This window comes from Streptomyces sp. WAC05374 (assembly GCF_004353505.1).
Lineage (GTDB): Bacteria > Actinomycetota > Actinomycetes > Streptomycetales > Streptomycetaceae > Streptomyces.
Map to the genome: position 1 here is coordinate 1 of NZ_SMNQ01000014.1, position 17,395 is coordinate 17,395.

At 73.2% G+C, this 17,395-nt stretch carries 16 protein-coding genes and 1 tRNA gene; 7 read left to right on the forward strand and 10 right to left on the reverse strand.

What is annotated here, in order from left to right; translation table 11 throughout:
• Window positions 1–396 precede the first annotated feature (396 nt).
• Complete coding sequence (locus tag E2B92_RS23545; RefSeq protein WP_126886441.1) at window positions 397–1,056, reverse strand: hypothetical protein; 660 nt, start codon at window positions 1,054–1,056, stop codon at window positions 397–399.
• 47 nt (window positions 1,057–1,103) lie between these two features.
• Here E2B92_RS23545 and E2B92_RS23550 point away from each other — a divergent pair, with 47 nt between their 5' ends.
• Window positions 1,104–1,292 (forward strand): DUF5703 family protein, encoded by a 189-nt coding sequence (locus E2B92_RS23550; protein ID WP_005319466.1) that lies wholly within the window; start codon window positions 1,104–1,106, stop codon window positions 1,290–1,292.
• A 70-nt stretch (window positions 1,293–1,362) separates the two neighbouring features.
• On the opposite strand, the gene E2B92_RS33040 is transcribed toward E2B92_RS23550, so the two are convergent.
• The 3 genes from E2B92_RS33040 to E2B92_RS23565 all read right to left on the reverse strand — a co-directional run bounded on the left by E2B92_RS33040 (window position 1,363) and on the right by E2B92_RS23565 (window position 4,077).
• A complete protein-coding gene (locus E2B92_RS33040; RefSeq protein ID WP_185923628.1) occupies window positions 1,363–2,181 on the reverse strand; it encodes a chaplin in 819 nt (272 codons plus the stop codon).
• 141 nt (window positions 2,182–2,322) lie between these two features.
• The gene (locus E2B92_RS23560; RefSeq protein ID WP_126886444.1) at window positions 2,323–2,556 is read right to left on the reverse strand and encodes a chaplin; all 234 of its coding nucleotides are present in this window, start codon (window positions 2,554–2,556) and stop codon (window positions 2,323–2,325) included.
• Between the two features lie 189 nt (window positions 2,557–2,745).
• Window positions 2,746–4,077 carry a M20/M25/M40 family metallo-hydrolase gene (locus E2B92_RS23565; RefSeq protein WP_126886446.1) on the reverse strand — a complete coding sequence of 444 codons (1,332 nt, stop codon included), beginning with the start codon at window positions 4,075–4,077 and terminating at the stop codon, window positions 2,746–2,748.
• 142 nt (window positions 4,078–4,219) lie between these two features.
• Here E2B92_RS23565 and E2B92_RS23570 point away from each other — a divergent pair.
• Both E2B92_RS23570 and E2B92_RS23575 read left to right on the forward strand, forming a co-directional pair.
• A tRNA-Leu gene (locus tag E2B92_RS23570) sits at window positions 4,220–4,304 on the forward strand.
• Window positions 4,305–4,382: 78 nt separating this feature from the next.
• Complete coding sequence (locus tag E2B92_RS23575) at window positions 4,383–5,621, forward strand: ROK family protein (RefSeq protein WP_126886448.1); 1,239 nt, start codon at window positions 4,383–4,385, stop codon at window positions 5,619–5,621.
• Window positions 5,622–5,727: 106 nt separating this feature from the next.
• Here E2B92_RS23575 and xylA read toward each other — a convergent pair whose 3' ends face one another.
• Window positions 5,728–6,897, reverse strand: coding sequence for a xylose isomerase (xylA, locus tag E2B92_RS23580; RefSeq protein WP_126886450.1), 1,170 nt, complete (start codon window positions 6,895–6,897; stop codon window positions 5,728–5,730).
• A gap of 83 nt (window positions 6,898–6,980) precedes the next feature.
• On the opposite strand from xylA, the gene xylB reads away from it, so the two are divergent.
• Both xylB and E2B92_RS23590 read left to right on the forward strand, forming a co-directional pair.
• Window positions 6,981–8,426 (forward strand): xylulokinase, encoded by a 1,446-nt coding sequence (gene xylB / locus E2B92_RS23585; protein WP_126886452.1) that lies wholly within the window; start codon window positions 6,981–6,983, stop codon window positions 8,424–8,426.
• Window positions 8,427–8,448: 22 nt separating this feature from the next.
• Window positions 8,449–9,378, forward strand: coding sequence for an RluA family pseudouridine synthase (locus tag E2B92_RS23590; protein ID WP_133087679.1), 930 nt, complete (start codon window positions 8,449–8,451; stop codon window positions 9,376–9,378).
• Here E2B92_RS23590 and E2B92_RS23595 read toward each other — a convergent pair.
• A complete protein-coding gene (locus E2B92_RS23595; protein WP_126885541.1) occupies window positions 9,362–9,991 on the reverse strand; it encodes an MBL fold metallo-hydrolase in 630 nt (209 codons plus the stop codon). The genes E2B92_RS23590 and E2B92_RS23595 overlap by 17 nt on opposite strands.
• Window positions 9,988–11,076 (reverse strand): S-(hydroxymethyl)mycothiol dehydrogenase, encoded by a 1,089-nt coding sequence (locus tag E2B92_RS23600; RefSeq protein ID WP_126885542.1) that lies wholly within the window; start codon window positions 11,074–11,076, stop codon window positions 9,988–9,990. The genes E2B92_RS23595 and E2B92_RS23600 overlap by 4 nt, the downstream gene beginning before the upstream one ends.
• A 142-nt stretch (window positions 11,077–11,218) precedes the next feature.
• On the opposite strand from E2B92_RS23600, the gene E2B92_RS23605 reads away from it, so the two are divergent.
• Window positions 11,219–11,662 carry an HIT family protein gene (locus tag E2B92_RS23605; protein ID WP_126885543.1) on the forward strand — a complete coding sequence of 148 codons (444 nt, stop codon included), beginning with the start codon at window positions 11,219–11,221 and terminating at the stop codon, window positions 11,660–11,662.
• On the opposite strand, the gene E2B92_RS23610 is transcribed toward E2B92_RS23605, so the two are convergent.
• A complete protein-coding gene (locus E2B92_RS23610) occupies window positions 11,652–12,092 on the reverse strand; it encodes a hypothetical protein (RefSeq protein ID WP_235023950.1) in 441 nt (146 codons plus the stop codon). The two genes, E2B92_RS23605 and E2B92_RS23610, sit on opposite strands and share 11 nt — an antisense overlap.
• Before the next feature lie 103 nt (window positions 12,093–12,195).
• On the opposite strand from E2B92_RS23610, the gene E2B92_RS23615 reads away from it, so the two are divergent.
• On the forward strand, window positions 12,196–14,919 hold the full coding sequence (locus tag E2B92_RS23615) for a toll/interleukin-1 receptor domain-containing protein (protein WP_126885545.1): 2,724 nt from the start codon (window positions 12,196–12,198) through the stop codon (window positions 14,917–14,919).
• Window positions 14,920–15,002: 83 nt separating this feature from the next.
• Here E2B92_RS23615 and E2B92_RS23620 read toward each other — a convergent pair whose 3' ends face one another.
• Window positions 15,003–16,469, reverse strand: a complete 1,467-nt coding sequence (locus E2B92_RS23620) for an amino acid permease (RefSeq protein WP_126885546.1) — start codon at window positions 16,467–16,469, stop codon at window positions 15,003–15,005.
• Between the two features lie 202 nt (window positions 16,470–16,671).
• Complete coding sequence (locus E2B92_RS23625; RefSeq protein ID WP_126885547.1) at window positions 16,672–17,373, reverse strand: FadR/GntR family transcriptional regulator; 702 nt, start codon at window positions 17,371–17,373, stop codon at window positions 16,672–16,674.
• Between the last annotated feature and the right edge of the window lie 22 nt (window positions 17,374–17,395).

The window sequence follows — 17,395 nt, forward strand, 5'->3', positions numbered from 1 at the left end:
GCGGGGGCCGGCGCCGCGTGCGGGGGGGGGGGGCCGGCCCCCCCGGCGGCCGCCGGGCGTGGCCGGGGCCGCCCGGGCCGCGGCGCGGGGAACCCCCCCCCCCCCCCCCCCCCCCCCCCCCCCCCCCCCCCCGCCCCCCCCGGGGGCCCCCCCGGACGCATGGCGGGCGGGGGCCCCGGGGCGCCGGGCGGGGGCGCCGCGCCGGGCCGGGCAGGGGGGGCCTCCCGGCCCCGCCACGCCGCCGCGCGCCCGGTGCCCGGCGCCGGCGGGCGCGCCCCACACGCCGCGCGCCCGGTGCCCCCGTGCAGGGGGCGCCGGGCGCGGCCGTTCAGTGGGTCCGGGCGGGCGAACGGCGTACGCGGGAGCGGCCCGCGTACGGCGTGGTGGCCGGAACGGTCAGGGGGTGTCCGGGCGGGCGGCCTCCGGGTCGCCGTGGATCTCGTCCTCGTCGAAGACCGCGCTCACGTCGAAGCGGCAGATCACCCGGCCCGGGTCGGCCTGGTCGAACGGGGTGCTCAGCCACTCGCCCGCTTCCGGGAGCTCGTCCGCGGCCGCGACCCACAGCGTGGAGTCGCCCTCCTCCAGACCGAATTCCTTGTGCCGCGAAGCGATCTCGTCCGGCTCGAACTCGCCGAAGAGCACGCCGAGTGCCGCGTGCACGCTCGTGCCCACCACGGCGGCGGCGTCCGCGCCGTCGTCCTCCCGGTCGAGGTCCGCGATGCGCTGCGCCTGGGCCAGCAGCCGCTGTGGCTCGGCCACCGCGTAGTCGCGGCGGATCAGCACCGTCAGCGCGTTCGGCGCCTCCGGGCCCTCGTACGGCGGCAGGGAGTCCTCCACGCCGGGGATCTCGAACGGCGTGACCTCGTCGTAGCGGTCGTAGAGCCGCTCGTCGTAGGCCTCGGCCGCGGTGGCGAGGGCGTTGAAGGCGGCGTAGACGGCCGGGTCGTCATCACCCGTGCGGTTCTCGACCGCCTCCAGGTGACGGTCCAGTGCGGCTTTGACCGCCTCGGCGGCGGCGCGTACCTCGGCAGCGGTGGGCTGCGCAGCATCAGACATAGTGCAGACGCTATCCGTACCGGGCCGGTGCCCGCACAATAGATGCGATGCCGGAATACGAATTTGTCGACGTGTACGTACCTCGCGGGGTCTCCCGCAAGGAGGCGACCCGTCTGCTGACCGACCATGCCGAGTACGGACACTGGGAGTTGGACCGCCTGAGTCTGCACCGGGACGGCAGCCGCCGTGTGCGGCTGCGCCGGCGCATCATTCGTCAGGTGCGCGCCACCTGGTGAGGGTGGCGAACGGAACGGAGCGGGCCCCGCGATCATGGGGCCCGCTCCGTCGTGTCCGCGGGAGCGGGGGCTACGCGGACTGCCGGGTGCGACGGTAGAGGACCGTGCCCCCGAGCAGCAGGCCCGCGCCCGCCGGGATCAGCATGCCGAGCGGGGCTCCACCGGTCAGCGCGAGCTCGTCGTCCGCCTTCGGCGGGGTGACGGTCTGCGTGCCGGGCTCGTTGGGCTCGATCGGTGAACCGGGCTCGTCCGGGCTGTCCGGCGTCCCGGGCTTGCCGGGCTCACCCGGCTCACCGGGCTTGCCGGGCTCGTCCGGCTTCCCCGGCTCGTCGGGCTCGTCGGGGTTGCCCGGCTCATCGGGGTTCCCGGGGTTGCCCGGCTCGTCCGGGTTCCCGGGGTTACCGGGCTCGTCCGGGTTCCCGGGGTTGCCCGGCTCGTCCGGGTTCCCGGGGTTGCCCGGCTTGCCCGGCTTGTGCGGGTGGCCGTTGGCGCACTCGTTGCCGAACGCCGGGTTCAGCCCGCCGACGACGTTGACGCTGTTGCCGCACGCGTTCACCGGCACGTTCACCGGCGCCTGGACGTTGTTCCCGGACGCGACGCCCGGGGAATTGGCGGCCGCCCCGCTCGCCTTGGCACCGCTGGACTTGTTGACGCACTTGTTCCCGAACGACGGGTTCAGTGCCCCGACGACGTTCACGGTGTTGCCGCACGCGTTCACCGGCACGCTCACCGGCGCCTGCACATTGTTCCCGGACGCGACGCCGGGGGAATTGGTCGCGGCTCCGTGCGCGTCGGCGCCCGTGTGCGCCTGGGCGAATCCCCCACCGAGGGCGAGTACGCCGCCCGCGGCCGCCACGATGGTCAGGCCCTTTCGCGTGACCTGTCGCATAGCTGGTTCCCTGCCTTCTGGGCTTTCCGTATATGCCTCCGGGCACAGCGCACGGAGGCCGAATGTCCACCGGCCCCGGAGCGCATGGCGCGCGCTCCGGGGCCGGCCGGGCTCAGACCCCTGAGGGGTCGAGGCTCAACGTCAGTCGTTGACGCAGACGTTCCCGAAGGCCGGGTTCAGCAGGCCGATGATGTTCACCGTGTTGCCGCAGGCGTTGACCGGGATGTGGATGGGAACCTGGATCACATTGCCCGAAATGACACCGGGGGAGCCCACGGCGGCACCCTGCGCACCCGCATCGGCGACGGCCATGCCGGCGCCCGCCAGGACCAGTCCACCGGTGGCGGCCGCGACAGCGGCGACCTTCTTGATCATTATTCCTCCTTGTTGGCAATGCGGTCCCAGCCGCGGACCGCACCACCTGTAACGACAGGGAGGTATTCGAGCTACGACCCGATGACTCCGTTCACCCTTTTCGGTCAGATGTGCACACGCGGGCGATTATTGGAGTTTCGTTTCAGCCGACTATTCCAGGTAATAGGTCCAGGGTGCCGGCCCCCTGCCTCAGCTCGCGTCGATGAAGCGGTCCAGCACGCGGACGCCGAATTTCAGGCCCTCCACCGGAACGCGCTCGTCCACGCCGTGGAACATGCCCGCGAAGTCCAGCTCGGGGGGGAGCTTCAGCGGTGCGAAGCCGAAGCAGCGGATGCCGAGGTCGTCGAAGGACTTGGCGTCCGTACCGCCGGAGAGCATGTACGGCACCGCCCGGGCGATGGGGTCCTCCGCCTTGAGCGCGGACTGCATGGCGTCCACCAGGTCCCCGTCGAAGCTCGTCTCCAGCGCCTTGTCGGCGTGCACGTCCTCGCGCCGGACGCGCGGCCCGAGCAGCCGGTCGAGGTCGGCCAGGAACTCCTCCTCGTACCCCGGCAGGAAGCGCCCGTCGACGTGGGCGGTCGCCTGTCCGGGGATGACGTTGACCTTGTAGCCGGCGCCGAGCATGGTCGGGGCGGCGGAGTTGCGCAGGGTGGCGCCGATCATCTTGGCGATGCCGCCCAGCTTGGCGAGCGTGGCGTCCATGTCCTCCGGGTCCAGCGGGGTGCCGAGCGCGTCGGACAGCTCGTCGAGGAAGGACCGCACGGTCTTGGTGACCCGTACCGGCCAGGTGTGCCGGCCGAGCCGCCCCACCGCCTCGCACAGCTCGGTGATGGCGTTGTCGCGGTTGGTCATCGAGCCGTGGCCGGCCGTGCCGTCGACGGTCAGCCGCATCCAGTGCATGCCCTTCTGGGCGGTCTCCACCAGGTACAGGCGCAGGTTCTCGTTGACCGTGAAGGAGAAGCCGCCGACCTCGCCGATCGCCTCGGTGACGCCCTCGAACAGGTCGGGGTGCTTGTCGACCAGGTAACGGGCGCCGTACGTGCCGCCCGCCTCCTCGTCGGCGAGGAACGCCAGCACGATGTCCCGCGGCGGCTTCCGGCCGCTGCGCAGCCGGTCCCGTACGACCGCGAGGGTCATCGCGTCCATGTCCTTCATGTCGACCGCGCCGCGTCCCCAGACGCAGCCGTCGGCGATCTCGCCGGAGAACGGGTGGTGCGTCCAGTCGTCGGCGTTGGCCGGGACGACGTCGGTGTGGCCGTGGATCAGGAGGGCCGGCCGGGAGGGGTCCTCGCCGGCGATGCGCGCCACGGTGGAGGCGCGTCCCTTGTGGGACTCGATGATCTTCGGCTCGAGCCCCACCTCGGCGAGCTTCTCGGCGACGTACTCGGCGGCCGCCCGCTCCCCCGGGCCCGAGTGGTCGCCGTAGTTGCTGGTGTCGATCCGGATGAGGTCGCGGCAGAGGCCGGTGACCTCGTCCTCGCCCCTGACGGTGGCGGTTCGCGCCGTGCTCGACTCGCTCACGCTCGTTCCTCCCGCGTAGCTGCTGCTGGGTGCTCCCATCCTGCCCCCTCCCCCGGCGCGCATGGGGGCGTGATCGGGCACTCCCAATGTTTGCTATGGTTTTCCACGTCGGAACGGCCACGGGCCGCGAGACAGACACCTTGTCCGGGTGGCGGAATGGCAGACGCGCTAGCTTGAGGTGCTAGTGCCCTTTATCGGGCGTGGGGGTTCAAGTCCCCCCTCGGACACAGAGAGAGCGCGGGTCCGGTCGGCAGACCGGGCCCGCGCTTCCGTGTGGACGGGCTTCGCATAGGCTCGGCCGCACCATGAAGAACACTCCCGGTCCGCTGGAGCCCAAGGCCGACAAGGACACCGTGCGGCGGCACAACCTCAGCCTGGTGCTGCGGGCCGTGCACGACGAGGGCGAGGCGACCCGGGCGGCGGTCGCGGCGCGGGTGGGGCTCACGCGGGCGGCGGTGTCGTCACTGGTCGAACAGCTCCTGGCGGGCGGGTTCCTGACCGAGCGGGGCAAGACGTTCAGCGGGCAGGCCGGGCGGCCGGGCACGGCGCTGCGGGTGGCGCGCACCGGTCCGGCCGGGCTGGGCGTCGAGATCAACGTCGACTACGTCTCCGTGTGCGTGGTGGACCTCTCCGGTGCCGACCGGGTGCGGCTGACCGAGCAGGTGGACAACCGGGGCGCGGCGCCCGGCGAGGTGCTGGGGCGGGCCGCGCGGATCGCGGCGCGGACGCTGGAGTCGGCGGCGGGGCAGGAGCTGTACGCGGCGGGGGCGCGGCTCGCGCTGCCCGGGCTGGTCTCCGCCGGCACGGTGCTCCAGGCGCCGAACCTCGGCTGGGACCGGGTGGCCGCGGAGGGGCTGTTCGGGGAGGCGCTGGGCGCCCTGCGGCCGGGCCGGCCGGCGCTGCCGGTGGGATCGGACAACGAGGCGAACGCGGCGGCGCTGGCGGAGCTGTGGTTCGGCGGGCCGGAGCCAGTGCGCAGCTTCGTGTACCTCACGGGCGAGATCGGGGTGGGCGGCGCGGTCGTCGTCGGCGGTGAGCTGCTGCGCGGGGCGCACGGGTTCGCCGGGGAGATCGGACACGTGGTCGCGGACGCGGACGGGCCGGAGTGCCGGTGCGGTTCGCGGGGGTGCCTGGAGCAGTACGCGGGTCAGGCCGCGCTGCTGCGGGACGCGGGCCTCGACGAGGCGTCCGGCCTGCCCGGGGTGGCGGAGCTGGAACGGCGTGCCCGCGCCGGTGACGTCCGGACGGTGGCGGCGCTGGAGCGGGCCGGGCGGATGCTGGGCCTGGTGGTGTCCGGGGCGGTGAACCTGCTGGACCCGGAGGCGGTGGTGCTGGGCGGGATCTACCGGCCGTTGATGCCGTGGCTGGGTCCGGCGGCGGACCGGGAGCTGGCCCTGCGGGTGGTGTCGGGGCTGTGGCCGGCGGGCGGTGGGCGGCTGCGGGGTTCGTCGTCGTCCGGGGACGCGGCGCGGGGTGCCGCCGCGCTGGTGGTGCGGGACGTGATGGCCGACCCGGCGGGGTACGCGGGCCGCGCGGAGCGGTGACCGTACCGGGCCGGCCGGAGGTCGGTCGCGGCCGGCCACGGTCGGGGCGGGGACGGCGCCCGGTCAGGCCGGCCGCGCCCGCCGGGCAGATGGCGGCCGGGCGGTCTCAGCGGGTGGCCAGGAGGTGCTCCAGGGCGAGCTGGTCGAGGCGCTCGAAGGCCATGGAGCGCGCGGCCGCGGCGGCGGGGTCGAAGGTCTCGTACGCGGAGGGGTCCGCCAGCAGCGCGGCGAGGCCGTCGTCGGCGGTGGGGCGGGCCAGGTCGGGGAGGCGCGAGGCGGTGAGGGCGGCCCGGACCTCGGGGTCCGCCCGGAAGGCGGCGGCGCGCTCCTTGAGGATCAGATAGTTGCGCATGCAGTTCCTGGCGGACTCCCAGACGCCCTCGGAGCCGTCGGTGCGCACGGGCTTGAAGTCGAAGTGGCGCGGGCCGTCGTAGCGGGCGCTCTCGAGCAGGTCGACCAGCCAGAACGCCTGGCGGAGGTCGCCCGCGCCGAAGCGGAGGTCCTGGTCGTACTTGATGCCGGACTGGCCGTTGAGGTCGATGTGGAAGAGCTTGCCGGCCCACAGGGCCTGGGCGATGCCGTGGGGGAAGTTGAGGCCCGCCATCTGCTCGTGGCCGACCTCGGGGTTGACGCCGACGAGTTCGGGGCGTTCAAGGCGGTCGATGAAGGCGAGGGCGTGGCCGATGGTGGGCAGGAGGATGTCGCCGCGCGGCTCGTTGGGCTTGGGCTCGATGGCGAAGCGCAGGTCGTAGCCCTGCTCGGTGACGTACTGACCGAGCACGTCGAACGCTTCCTTCATGCGGTCGAGGGCGGCGCGTACGTCCTTGGCGGCGCCGGACTCCGCGCCCTCGCGGCCGCCCCAGGCCACGTACACCGTGGCGCCGAGCTCGACGGCCAGGTCGATGTTGCGGATGGTCTTGCGCAGCGCGTAGCGGCGTACGTCGCGGTCGTTGGCGGTGAAGGCGCCGTCCTTGAAGACGGGGTGCGTGAACAGGTTGGTGGTGGCCATGGGCACCTTCATGCCGGTGCGGTCCAGGGCCGCCCGGAACCGCTTGACCACGGCCTCGCGGTCGGCGTCCGAGGACCCGAAGGGGATCAGGTCGTCGTCGTGGAAGGTGACACCGTACGCACCGAGGGCGGCGAGGCGCTCCACGGACTCGACGGGATCGAGGGCGGGGCGGGTCGCGGTGCCGAAGGGGTCGGCGCCCTGCCAGCCGACGGTCCAGAGCCCGAAGGTGAAGCGGTCCTCGGGTGTGGGGATGAAGCGTTCCGACATGTTCCGTCCTCCGGTCTATTTGTTTTCTCACATTACTAATACGCTACGGATGCTCCCCGGCCAAGACGTCTGAGAGGTACGCGATGCCGTCGTCCCCGGCAGTCATCGGGGTGGACAGCTCCACCCAGTCCACCAAGGCGGTCGTCGTGGACGCCTCCTCCGGGCGCGTCCTGGCCACGGGCCGGGCCGCGCACACGGTGACCGGCACGGCCGGTGCCCGCGAGAGCGACCCCGAGCAGTGGTGGCGGGCGCTCGCCGAAGCCGTCGCCCGCGCCCTGGCAGGGCTCGACGCCCGGGCGGTCACCGGCATCGCGGTCGCCGGCCAGCAGCACGGGCTGGTCACCCTGGACGCCTCCGGCCGCCCGCTGCGCCCCGCCCTGCTGTGGAACGACACCCGCAGCGCGCCGCAGGCCGCCGCCCTGACCGCGAAGCTGGGCGCGGAGGGCTGGCTGGCCCGTACCGGCTCCGTACCGGTGGCGTCGATGACGGCCGCCAAGTGGCGGTGGCTGTGCGAGCACGAGCCGCGCACGGCGCGGGCGGCGGCCGCCGTGCGCCTCCCCCACGACTTCCTGACCGAGCGCCTGAGCGGGACGGCCGCCACCGACCCGGGCGACGCGTCCGGCACCTGCTGGTACTCCCCCGCGACCGGGGCGTACGACTCCGGTCTGCTGGACCTGCTGGAGCTGGACGCGGCCCTCCTCCCGGCCGTCGCGCCCACCGGCGCCACCCGGGCCGGGTCGCTGACCGCCGCCGCGGCGCGGGAGCTGGGCCTGCCGGAGGGCATCGCCGTCGCCGCGGGCACCGGGGACAACATGGCCGCCGCGGTCGGCCTCGGGCTGGGCGGGCAGGGCCTGCTGGACCACCCGGTGGTCTCCCTCGGCACGTCGGGCACGGTCTTCGCGGCGACCCGCACCCGCCCCGCCACGGCCGCGCTCGCGGGCTTCGCCGCCACCGACGGGGCCGGCGTCCACCTGCCGCTCGGGTGCACCCTGAACTGCACGCTCGCCGTCGACAAGGTGGCCGCGCTGCTGGGCCTGGACCGCGAGGACGCCGTACCCGGCGGCGAGGCCGTTCTGCTGCCGTACCTCGACGGCGAGCGCACGCCCGACCTTCCCCATGCCTCGGGGCTGCTGACCGGGCTCCGCCACGCCACCACCCGGCAGCAGCTCCTCGGCGCCGCCTACGAGGGGGCCGTGTTCACCGTGCTGCGGGCCCTGGACGCCCTGCCCCGCACGGGCGAGGACGTGCCGCTGCGGCTCATCGGCGGCGGCGCCCGGGGGCGTACGTGGGTCGAGACCGTGCGCCGCCTGTCCGGGCGGCCGGTCGTCCTGCCCCGTGCCACCGAGCTGGTCGCCCTCGGTGCCGCCGCGCTGGCGGCGGGCGCCACGACCGGCGAGGACCCGGTGGCCGTCGCGACGAACTGGGGCGGCGGGACGGGCGAGACGCTGCCTCCGGTCGCGCGGGACCGTGCCGCCTGGGACCGGATCGCCGCCGCCCTGCCCGCCGCCGGAGCCCTGGGGCGGCCGTGACGAGGGCGTATACCGTGGGCGGGTGAGACGCAGAACCAAGGCCCCCGTGGCTCCGCTGCCGCAGCGTGCCGGGATCGACCCGGTGCGGCTGCGCCTGCCCGCCGACCCCGGCGGTGCGTGGGCGACCGTCCGGGACCATCTGCTGGGGCGGTACGCGGGGGCCATCGGCGCCGAGCGGGTGGACGCGATGCTCGCCGAGGGGCGGTTCGTCGGGGCGGACGGGGCGCCGGTCGGGGCGGCGGAGCCGTACGCGGCGGGGCGGTACGTCTGGTTCCACCGGGACTTCCCGGCCGAGGAGCGGGTGCCGTTCGAGGTGGGCGTCGTGCACCGGGACGAGCGGATCGTCGTCGCCGACAAGCCGCACTTCCTGGCCACGACGCCACGCGGGCGGCACGTCACCGAGACGGCGCTGGCGCGGCTGCGGCGCGACCTGGACCTGCCGGAGCTCCAGCCGGCGCACCGGCTGGACCGGCTGACGGCGGGCCTGGTGCTCTTCGTGGTGCGGCCGGAGGACCGGGGCGCGTACCAGACGCTGTTCCGCGACCGGCGGGTGCGCAAGGAGTACGAGGCGGTGGCCGGCCACGATCCGGGGCTGGCGCTGCCGGTGACCGTGCGCAGCCGGATCGTGAAGGAGCGGGGCGTGCCGGCGGCGCGTGAGGTGCCGGGCGAGCCCAACAGCGAGAGCCGGATCGAGCTGCTGGCGCACCGGGGCGGGCTCGGCCGGTACCAACTGGTCCCGGCGACCGGCCAGACCCACCAGTTGCGGGTCCACATGGCCCGCCTGGGCGTGCCGATCCTGGACGACCCGCTGTACCCGGTCGTCCGGGAGGACGGGCCGGAGGACTACACGCGTCCGCTGCGCCTGCTGGCGCGGGCGCTGGAGTTCACCGACCCGCTCACGGGTGCCCCGATGCGGTTCACCACCCGGCTGACGCTCAGTGGCCCCGCGTGATCCACTCCTGAAGGTGCGGGGCCTCGGCCCCGATCGTGGTGGTGTCGCCGTGCCCGGTGCGGACGACGGTCTCCGGCGGCAGGGTGAGCAGGTGGTCGCGGATCGAGTCGATGATGGTCGGGAAGTGGGAGAAGGACCGTCCGGTGGCGCCCGGGCCGCCGGCGAAGAGCGTGTCCCCGGTGAAGACGGTGCCCAGCTCGGGCGCGTGGAGGCAGACCGCGCCGGGCGCGTGGCCGGGGGTGTGCAGGACGGTGAGGTCCGTGCCCGCGATGGTGAGCGTCTGGCCGTGGCCGAGTTCGCCGTCCGGGTGGTGGTCGGGGTGCGTCTGCTTCCACAGCGGCAGGTCGTCGGGGTGGAGCAGGACGCGGGCGCCGGTGGCGGCGGCGAGGGCGGGGGCCGCGCCGATGTGGTCGTCGTGGGCGTGGGTGCAGACGACGGCCCGCAGCGTACGGCCGTCGAGGGCGGCCAGGATGGCGTCGGCGTCGTGCGCGGCGTCGATGACGATCGCCTCGGTGCCGTCCCCCACGATCCACACGTTGTTGTCGACGTCCCAGGTGCCGCCGTCCAGGGAGAAGGTGCCGGAGGTGACGAGGTGCTCGATGCGGGCGGTCATCGGAACATCACCACCGAGCGGAGCACGTCGCCCTCGTGCATCCGGGCGAACGCCTTCTCCACGTCACCGAGGCCGATCTCCTCGGTGACGAACGCGGCGAGGTCGATGCGGCCCTGCTGGTGCAGGTCGATGAGCATGGGGAAGTCGCGGGACGGCAGGCAGTCGCCGTACCAGGAGGACTTCAGCGCGCCGCCGCGCCCGAAGACGTCGAGCAGCGGCAGCTCCAGCTTCATCTCCGGGGTGGGTACGCCGACGAGGACGACCGTGCCGGCGAGGTCGCGGGCGTAGAACGCCTGGCGGTACGTCTCGGGGCGGCCGACCGCCTCGATCACGACGTCGGCGCCGAACCCGTCGGTGAGCTCCCGGACGGCCTCGACGGGGTCGGTGGTACGGGAGTTGACGGTGTGGGTGGCGCCCATCGACCGGGCGGTCTCCAGCTTCCGGTCGTCGATGTCGACGGCGATGATCCGGGCGGCGCCCGCGAGGCGTGAGCCCACGATCGCCGCGTCGCCGACGCCGCCGCAGCCGATGACGGCCACGGAGTCGCCCCGGCCGACCTGGCCGGTATTGATCGCCGCGCCGATGCCGGCCATCACGCCGCACCCCAGCAGCCCGGCGACGGCCGGGGCCACGGACGGGTCGACCTTGGTGCACTGACCGGCGGCCACCAGAGTCTTCTCGGCGAACGCCCCGATGCCGAGCGCCGGTGACAGCTCCGTGCCGTCCAGGAGCGTCATCCTCTGCGTGGCGTTGTGCGTGTCGAAGCAGTACCAGGGCCTGCCGCGCCGGCACGCCCGGCACTTCCCGCACACCGCGCGCCAGTTGAGGATCACGAAGTCGCCGGGGGCGACGTCGGTGACACCGTCGCCGACCGACTCCACCACGCCCGCGGCCTCATGGCCGAGGAGGAAGGGGAAATCGTCGTTGATGCCGCCCTGCTTGTAGTGCAGGTCCGTGTGGCACACCCCGCACGCCTGGACGGTCACGACCGCCTCGCCCGGGCCGGGGTCCGGGACGAGGATCGTCTCCACCCGGACGGGCTCGTTCTTCCCCGGAGCAATGACCCCTCTGACCTGCTGCGCCATGGCGGCTCTTCCCTTCGCCGTACGGTTGTCCGGCACCACTATCGCGGGCGGAACGGCGGCACGGGGGCATATTCCGGCCGGATTGGGTGACCACTGCGGTACGAGGGCGGCGTCCGGTGGCCGCGCGGGAGGAGAGGTACCGATGGCGGAGTGCGTCTTCTGCGAGATCGCCGCGCACCGGGCCCCGGCGCGGATCGTCCACGAGGACGCCGGCGTCGTCGCGTTCCTGCCGCTGCGGCCCGCGACGGACGGCCATACCCTCGTCGTACCGAGGACGCACGCGCCGGACCTGTGGGCCATGCCGGACGAGGACGCCCAGCGGCTGCTCGGCGCCGCCGTGCGCCTCGGCCGGGCCGTGCGCGAGGCGCTGCGTCCGGCCGGGATGAACGTCATCAGCTCCGCCGGCGCGGCCGCCACGCAGACGGTGCCGCACACGCACGTCCATCTGGTGCCGCGGTGGCCGGGCGACGCGATGGGCCCCATCTGGCCGGCCCGGGCCACCGGCGACGAGGGGGCCGGCGACCCGGGTCATCTGGACGGGATCGCCCGCCGCATCGCCGCCGCGGCGGCGCGTCTCACAGGTTGACGGCGACCAGCGACGCCTCGGTGAGGAACAGGGCGCCGTAATAGAGGCGGAGCGTCGGGGAGAGCGCCGCCCGCAGCCAACTGATCCGGCCGGTGTACGGTGCCACGTTCATGGACATCGTCTCCACCGCGGAGCCGGGCCGGCGTACGTCGTCGTACAAGTACCGGAAGAGGCGCTCCTGGCGGAGGAAGAAGCCGTCGAGGCTCCAGAAGCAGAGCAGCGGCACCAGGCCGCTCGCGGCCACCTGCCAGTTCTGCTGACTGGCCGACACGGCGAAGAACCCCGCCGCCAGAGTGAGCGCCCACCCCTTCACCAGGAAGGAATGGTTCGCCAGCCGCGCGATGACGGCCTGGAGGAACTCCAGGTGCTTGAGCCGCTCGTCGCCCAGCGGTACCGGTACCCGCGCGGTACCCGGACCGGTCTCGTCCACCGCCGTCAATCCGTCCCCCCAACTCCCCTGCCGGTGCCCCCCCCGGGGGCCCGCCTCGCCGCTAGTCTCGGGGACATCGTCGGAAGGGGGCCGGGGACGCACCGTGATCGATATTTTCGTCAACTACCGTACGCTCGACGCCGGATACGGGTCAGCCGCCTGTCACGAGATGCTGAGCACGAGGTTCGGCAAGGATCGCGTCTTCTTCGACTGCGAGAACATCCTCCCCGGCGAGCGGTACCCCGACGCCATCCGGCGGGCGCTCGAGGAGACGCGGGTCCTGCTGGTCCTGATCGGCCCCCGCTGGCTGGCCCCCGACCCGTCGGCGCCGGACGGCGGGCGGCGCCTGGTCGACCGGGAGGACGACTGGGTCCGGCGGGAGATCCGCCGCGCTCTCGCCCGGGACATCGCCATCATTCCGGTGCTGCTGGACGGCGCCGAGCTGCCACCTCCGGACGTACTGCCAAAGGACATACGCGACCTGACGAACCACCAGTCTGCGGAGGTGCGCAGGCGGTTCCTCGCCGAGGACGTCCGGCGGCTCGCCGAGCGCATCGCCGGGCTGATACCGGGAGCGGACGCGCCCGGTCCAGGCCGCAGGGCGGACCCGGTCCTCGACGACGCGGCCGTCGCGTTGCGCGAGGCGGTCCTGAAGCGGCTGGACGAGGAGATCACCCGGCGGTCGCTGAAGCGCCCCGAGCCGATCCCCCTCCGCTGGGTCCGCACGAAGCGCCCGGTGCGCTCCCGGTCGGAGGTGCTGCACAACGAGCTGCCCCCGGCGGGTGATCTGCGGGACCTGGCCGCGTACTTCGGCGGGCCGCGCCGGGGGCACCTCGTGGTGCTGGGTCTGCCGGGCGCGGGCAAGAGCGCCCTCGCCCTGCTGCTCGCCAGGAGCCTGCTCGACGTGTGGCCGGCCGGTGAGCACGTCCCGGTGCTGCTGCCGCTGTCCGCGTGGCGGCCCACGGTCGACCTACGGGACTGGATGGTCCGGAACGTCCAGGAACTGCTCACCGGGCAGACCGAGGAGCACCGGTCCGGCAAGACGGTCGCGGCACAACTGGTCGCGGAGGGGCGGGTGATGCCCGTGCTCGACGGCCTCGACGAGCTGCCGGTGCCGCTGCACGCGGACGCCGTCCAGCAGATCGAGGCGAAGACGGAGGCCGCCGCTCCCCTCCTGCTGGCCTGCCGTGCCGAAGAGTACGAGACCATCGTGCGCACGACCGGTGAGCGCCTCACCAGGGCCGACGCCGTGGAGCTCACCGAGGTCAGACCGGGGGAGGCGATCGCGTACCTCCTGTGGTCCAGCGTGGACGGCGACGAGCGCTGGACCGGGGTCGTCGACGTCCTGCGCACCGACCCGCAGTCACCGCTGGCCCGGTCCTTCACGTCCCCGCTGATGCTGCACCTGGCACGCACGGCCTACCGGGCGGCCGTGACCGACCCCGGGAAGCTGCTGACGTACACCGAGCAGGACGAGCTCGAGACCCATCTGCTGGAGAGCTACCTGCCCGCCGTCTACGACAAGCGGTCCCGCTCCCGTTACGGGCCCGAACGGGCGAAGCGATACCTGGAGGTCGTCGCCCGCAGGATGCGGCGGGACGGCACGTTCGACTTCGCCTGGTGGCAGCTCGACTCCGTGGTCACGGGGCTGGTGGTGGGTCTCGCCTTCGGTGGCGTGTGCGGGTGGTTCTTCACCGCCCTGTTCGGTGCGACGGCCGGTGCGCTGGCCGGCCTGCTGACCGGAACCGTGAGCTACGGCGTGCACGTGCGCTTCCGCGCGAAGCTGCGGCAGGTGTACGTCACGCAGGACGCCCACCACGGGCCGCGAGCCACGTTCCCCCGGTACAGGCTCATCGGCGTGCTGCTGGGTCTGGTGGTGGCCTGTGCGACGGGGGCGGGCGTCAGCACCTGGATGAGCGGCACGCTGGGGGCGGAGCCACGGACGGCCTGGCACTATGCCGTGCGCGTCGGCGGGGCCTACGGCGTCGCGACGCTGCTCGGGTCGGCCTGGGGTTCGTACCAGGTGACGCGTACCTGGCTGTGGCTCACCCGCCGGCTTCCGTGGCGGCCCATGAGGTTCCTGGAGGAGGCCCATGCCCTGGGCGTGCTGCGCCAGACGGGGGCGGTCCACCAGTTCCGGCACAACCGGCTCCAGGAGCAGTTGAGCGGTGGGGCTCCCCGGCCGTCACGCCGGTCGGTCTACGGGACCCGGCGCGCCACTCGGCCGCGGAAACTCCTGCTGCCGGTGGTGCCCGGCGTGGCGCAGGTGGCCCTGGTGCTGGGGGGACTCATCGGGATGGGGGTCTTCTACGCCGGCACGTCGAACGCCGTGCTGTTGTCCTACCGCTCCGGCGACAGGCCGGCGCACGACACTCCCTGCGTCCCCGATCTCAACCCGGGAGGGGGCGGGTGCGCCCCGCAGGACCCGGTGTGGACGTGGACGCTGCCGCGGGGTGCGGCCCGGTCCACGGTTCTGGTGCCGAGAACACCGGAGGAGGCCTCCGTCATCGCGTGGGACGGCGCCGTCTCGGTCTCCGGCTGCGCCGCGTCGTCCGTCGAGGTGAGGCTGACCGTGGGGGATCGTCCACAGGAGCCCTTCACGCTGACCGATGGCGGCTTCTGGCCGTTCAAGGGCTCCCTGGAGGACAGGTCCCCGCTGTCCGGGGCGGTCCTGCTGAAGGGCGAGCCGGTCTCCGTGACCTTGCGCCGGCTGGACGACAAGCCGTGCGACCTGGAGTTCGGCTGGACGCGGCCCGGGCTCGTCGCGGACGGTCTGCACCCCGTGCGGCAACGGCTGGGCATCACCGCGGCCGCCCGCGGCTCCTGAACCGCCGGGCCGCGCGAGGCACATGCGGCGAGCCCCCGCCGGACGGTGTCCGGCGGGGGCTCGCGTGCGCGGGGCGCGGTGCGTCAGTCCTGCTGCTGCCCGTCAGCCAGCGCCTTGACCCGCTTGCGGACGGCGAACCAGCCGCCGACGAGCAGGAGGGCGATGACCGGGACGAGGTTGACGGTCGTGCGGCCGATGCCGCCGCCGTACCACATCAGGAACAGGACGGTGGCGAGGAAGACCAGCGTCACGATCTGCGTGTACGGGGCCCAGGGCAGCTTGTAGGAGGGGCGGGTGACCCTGCCGTCCTTGGAGCGCGACCAGAACAGCAGCGAGCAGAGCATGATCATGCCCCAGGTGCCGAGGATGCCGATGGAGGCGAGGTTCAGCACGATCTCGAACGCCTCGCCGGGCATCACGTAGTTCAGGCCGACGCCCAGGACACCGAAGGCGGCGGTGAGCAGGATGCCGCCGTAGGGGACCTGGCCCTTGTTCATGCGGGCGGTGAACTTGGGCGCGGAGCCCGCCATGGCCATCGAGCGCAGGATGCGGCCGGTGGAGTACAGGCCGGAGTTCAGGCTGGAGAGGGCGGCGGTCAGGACGACCAGGTTCATGATGCCGGCCGTGCCCGGGATGCCCAGCTTGTCGAAGACGGTGACGAACGGGCTCTGGTCGCCGGAGTACGAGGTGTACGGCAGCAGCAGCGCGAGCAGGACGACCGAGCCGACGTAGAAGAGGCCGACGCGCCACATGATCGAGTTGATCGCCTTGGGCATGATCTTCTCGGGGTTCTTGGTCTCACCGGCCGCGACACCGCAGAGCTCGACGGACGCGTAGGCGAAGACGACGCCCTGCACGACCATCAGCATCGGCAGCATGCCCATCGGGAAGATGCCGCCGTTGTCGGTGATGGTGGCGAGGCCGGGGGTGTGGCCGCCCACCTCGTGGGAGGTGGCCACCAGGAAGATGCCGACGCACATGAAGATCACCAGCGCGGCGACCTTGATGATCGCGAACCAGAACTCCATCTCGCCGAAGTACTTCACCGAGATCAGGTTCGCGGTGAGCACGACCGCGAGGGCGATCAGGGCGAGTATCCACTGCGGCACATCGCTGAACATGGCCCAGAAGTGGGCGTAGGTCGCGGCCGCGGTGATGTCGGCGACCGCGGTGGTCGACCAGTTCAGGAAGTACAGCCAGCCGGCCGTGTAGGCGCCCTTCTCTCCCATGAACTCACGGGCGTAGGAGACGAAGGCGCCGGAGGACGGGCGGTAGAGCACCAGCTCACCGAGGGCCCGGACGACGAAGAAGGCGAAGACGCCGCAGACGGCGTACGCGATCGCGAGGGAGGGACCCGCGCCCGCCAGGCGGCCACCGGCACCGAGGAAGAGGCCCGTGCCGATCGCGCCGCCGATGGCGATCATGTTGATGTGGCGGGACTTGAGGTCCTTGCTGTAACCGGCGTCACCGGCGTCGATGTGGGGGGCGCCCGTCGCCGCCGGGGTACCGGGGCTCAGGGTGTCGGCCGCAGGCATGGTGCGGTCACTCATCTAGAAGTCGCCTTTGTGAGGGGGTCGTGCGGTATCAGCCGTACGCCGGTGATGAAGGTGGTCACCGTGGCATGAAGGCCAGGGCACATAGTCACGGCTGGGCTGCCGTTTTGGCTGTGGCCTATGTCACGTACAGGCTGATCTGAGGTGTTTTTGAGGTTACCGGCTGGTTAAGCAGCATTGAGCAGCTTACGGGGCGCGACTACGGCGCCAGGACGTCGAGCTCGCGCAGGGCGCCCGTCGCGATCTCCCGGGTGAGCCGCTCGGCGCGCGCCGCGTCCCGCTCCCGTACGGCTTCCGCGACCTGGACGTGGAGGGTGACGGCGGCCGGGTCGGGGTCCTCGAACATCACGTGGTGGTGGGTGCGGCCGGCGAGGACCTCCGCGACGACGTCCCCGAGGCGGGCGAACATCTCGTTGCCGGAGGCGTTGAGGACGACCCGGTGGAAGGCGATGTCGTGCACCAGGTAGGCCTCCAGCTTCCCGCCGCGCGAGGTGGCGACCATGCCGAGGGCCTGCTCGGTGAGCTCCCGGCACTGCTCGGGGGTGGCGTGGACGGCCGCGAGACCGGCGGCCACCGGCTCCACGGCCGACCGCAGCACGGTCAGCGAGCGGAGCTGGCGGGGGCGGTCGGCGCCGGCGAGGCGCCAGCGGATGACGCGCGGGTCGTACACGTTCCACTGCTCGGCGGCACGCACGGTGACGCCGACGCGGCGGCGCGACTCGACGAGGCGCATGGATTCCAGGACGCGGACGACCTCGCGGACGACGGTGCGGGACACCTCGAAGCGCTGGGCCAGCTCGTCGGTGCGCAGCACGCTGCCCGGCGGGTACTCACCCGCGGTGATCGCGAGGCCCAGGGTGTCCAGCACATGCGTATGGAGCCCCTGTGCCTGTGTCGTCATGTGCATAGCGTAACCGCCGCTC

Coding starts and splice junctions, on each gene's coding strand:
- E2B92_RS23545 (WP_126886441.1), bottom strand. CDS start 1,056: ATGTCTGATGCTGCGCAGCCCACCGCTGCCGAGGTACGCGCCGCCGCC.
- E2B92_RS33040 (WP_185923628.1), bottom strand. CDS start 2,181: ATGCGACAGGTCACGCGAAAGGGCCTGACCATCGTGGCGGCCGCGGGC.
- E2B92_RS23605 (WP_126885543.1), top strand. CDS start 11,219: ATGGCGGAGTGCGTCTTCTGCGAGATCGCCGCGCACCGGGCCCCGGCG.
- xylB (WP_126886452.1), top strand. CDS start 6,981: ATGCCGTCGTCCCCGGCAGTCATCGGGGTGGACAGCTCCACCCAGTCC.
- E2B92_RS23550 (WP_005319466.1), top strand. CDS start 1,104: ATGCCGGAATACGAATTTGTCGACGTGTACGTACCTCGCGGGGTCTCC.
- xylA (WP_126886450.1), bottom strand. CDS start 6,897: ATGTCGGAACGCTTCATCCCCACACCCGAGGACCGCTTCACCTTCGGG.
- E2B92_RS23620 (WP_126885546.1), bottom strand. CDS start 16,469: ATGAGTGACCGCACCATGCCTGCGGCCGACACCCTGAGCCCCGGTACC.
- E2B92_RS23600 (WP_126885542.1), bottom strand. CDS start 11,076: ATGGCGCAGCAGGTCAGAGGGGTCATTGCTCCGGGGAAGAACGAGCCC.
- E2B92_RS23575 (WP_126886448.1), top strand. CDS start 4,383: ATGAAGAACACTCCCGGTCCGCTGGAGCCCAAGGCCGACAAGGACACC.
- E2B92_RS23625 (WP_126885547.1), bottom strand. CDS start 17,373: ATGACGACACAGGCACAGGGGCTCCATACGCATGTGCTGGACACCCTG.
- E2B92_RS23595 (WP_126885541.1), bottom strand. CDS start 9,991: ATGACCGCCCGCATCGAGCACCTCGTCACCTCCGGCACCTTCTCCCTG.
- E2B92_RS23560 (WP_126886444.1), bottom strand. CDS start 2,556: ATGATCAAGAAGGTCGCCGCTGTCGCGGCCGCCACCGGTGGACTGGTC.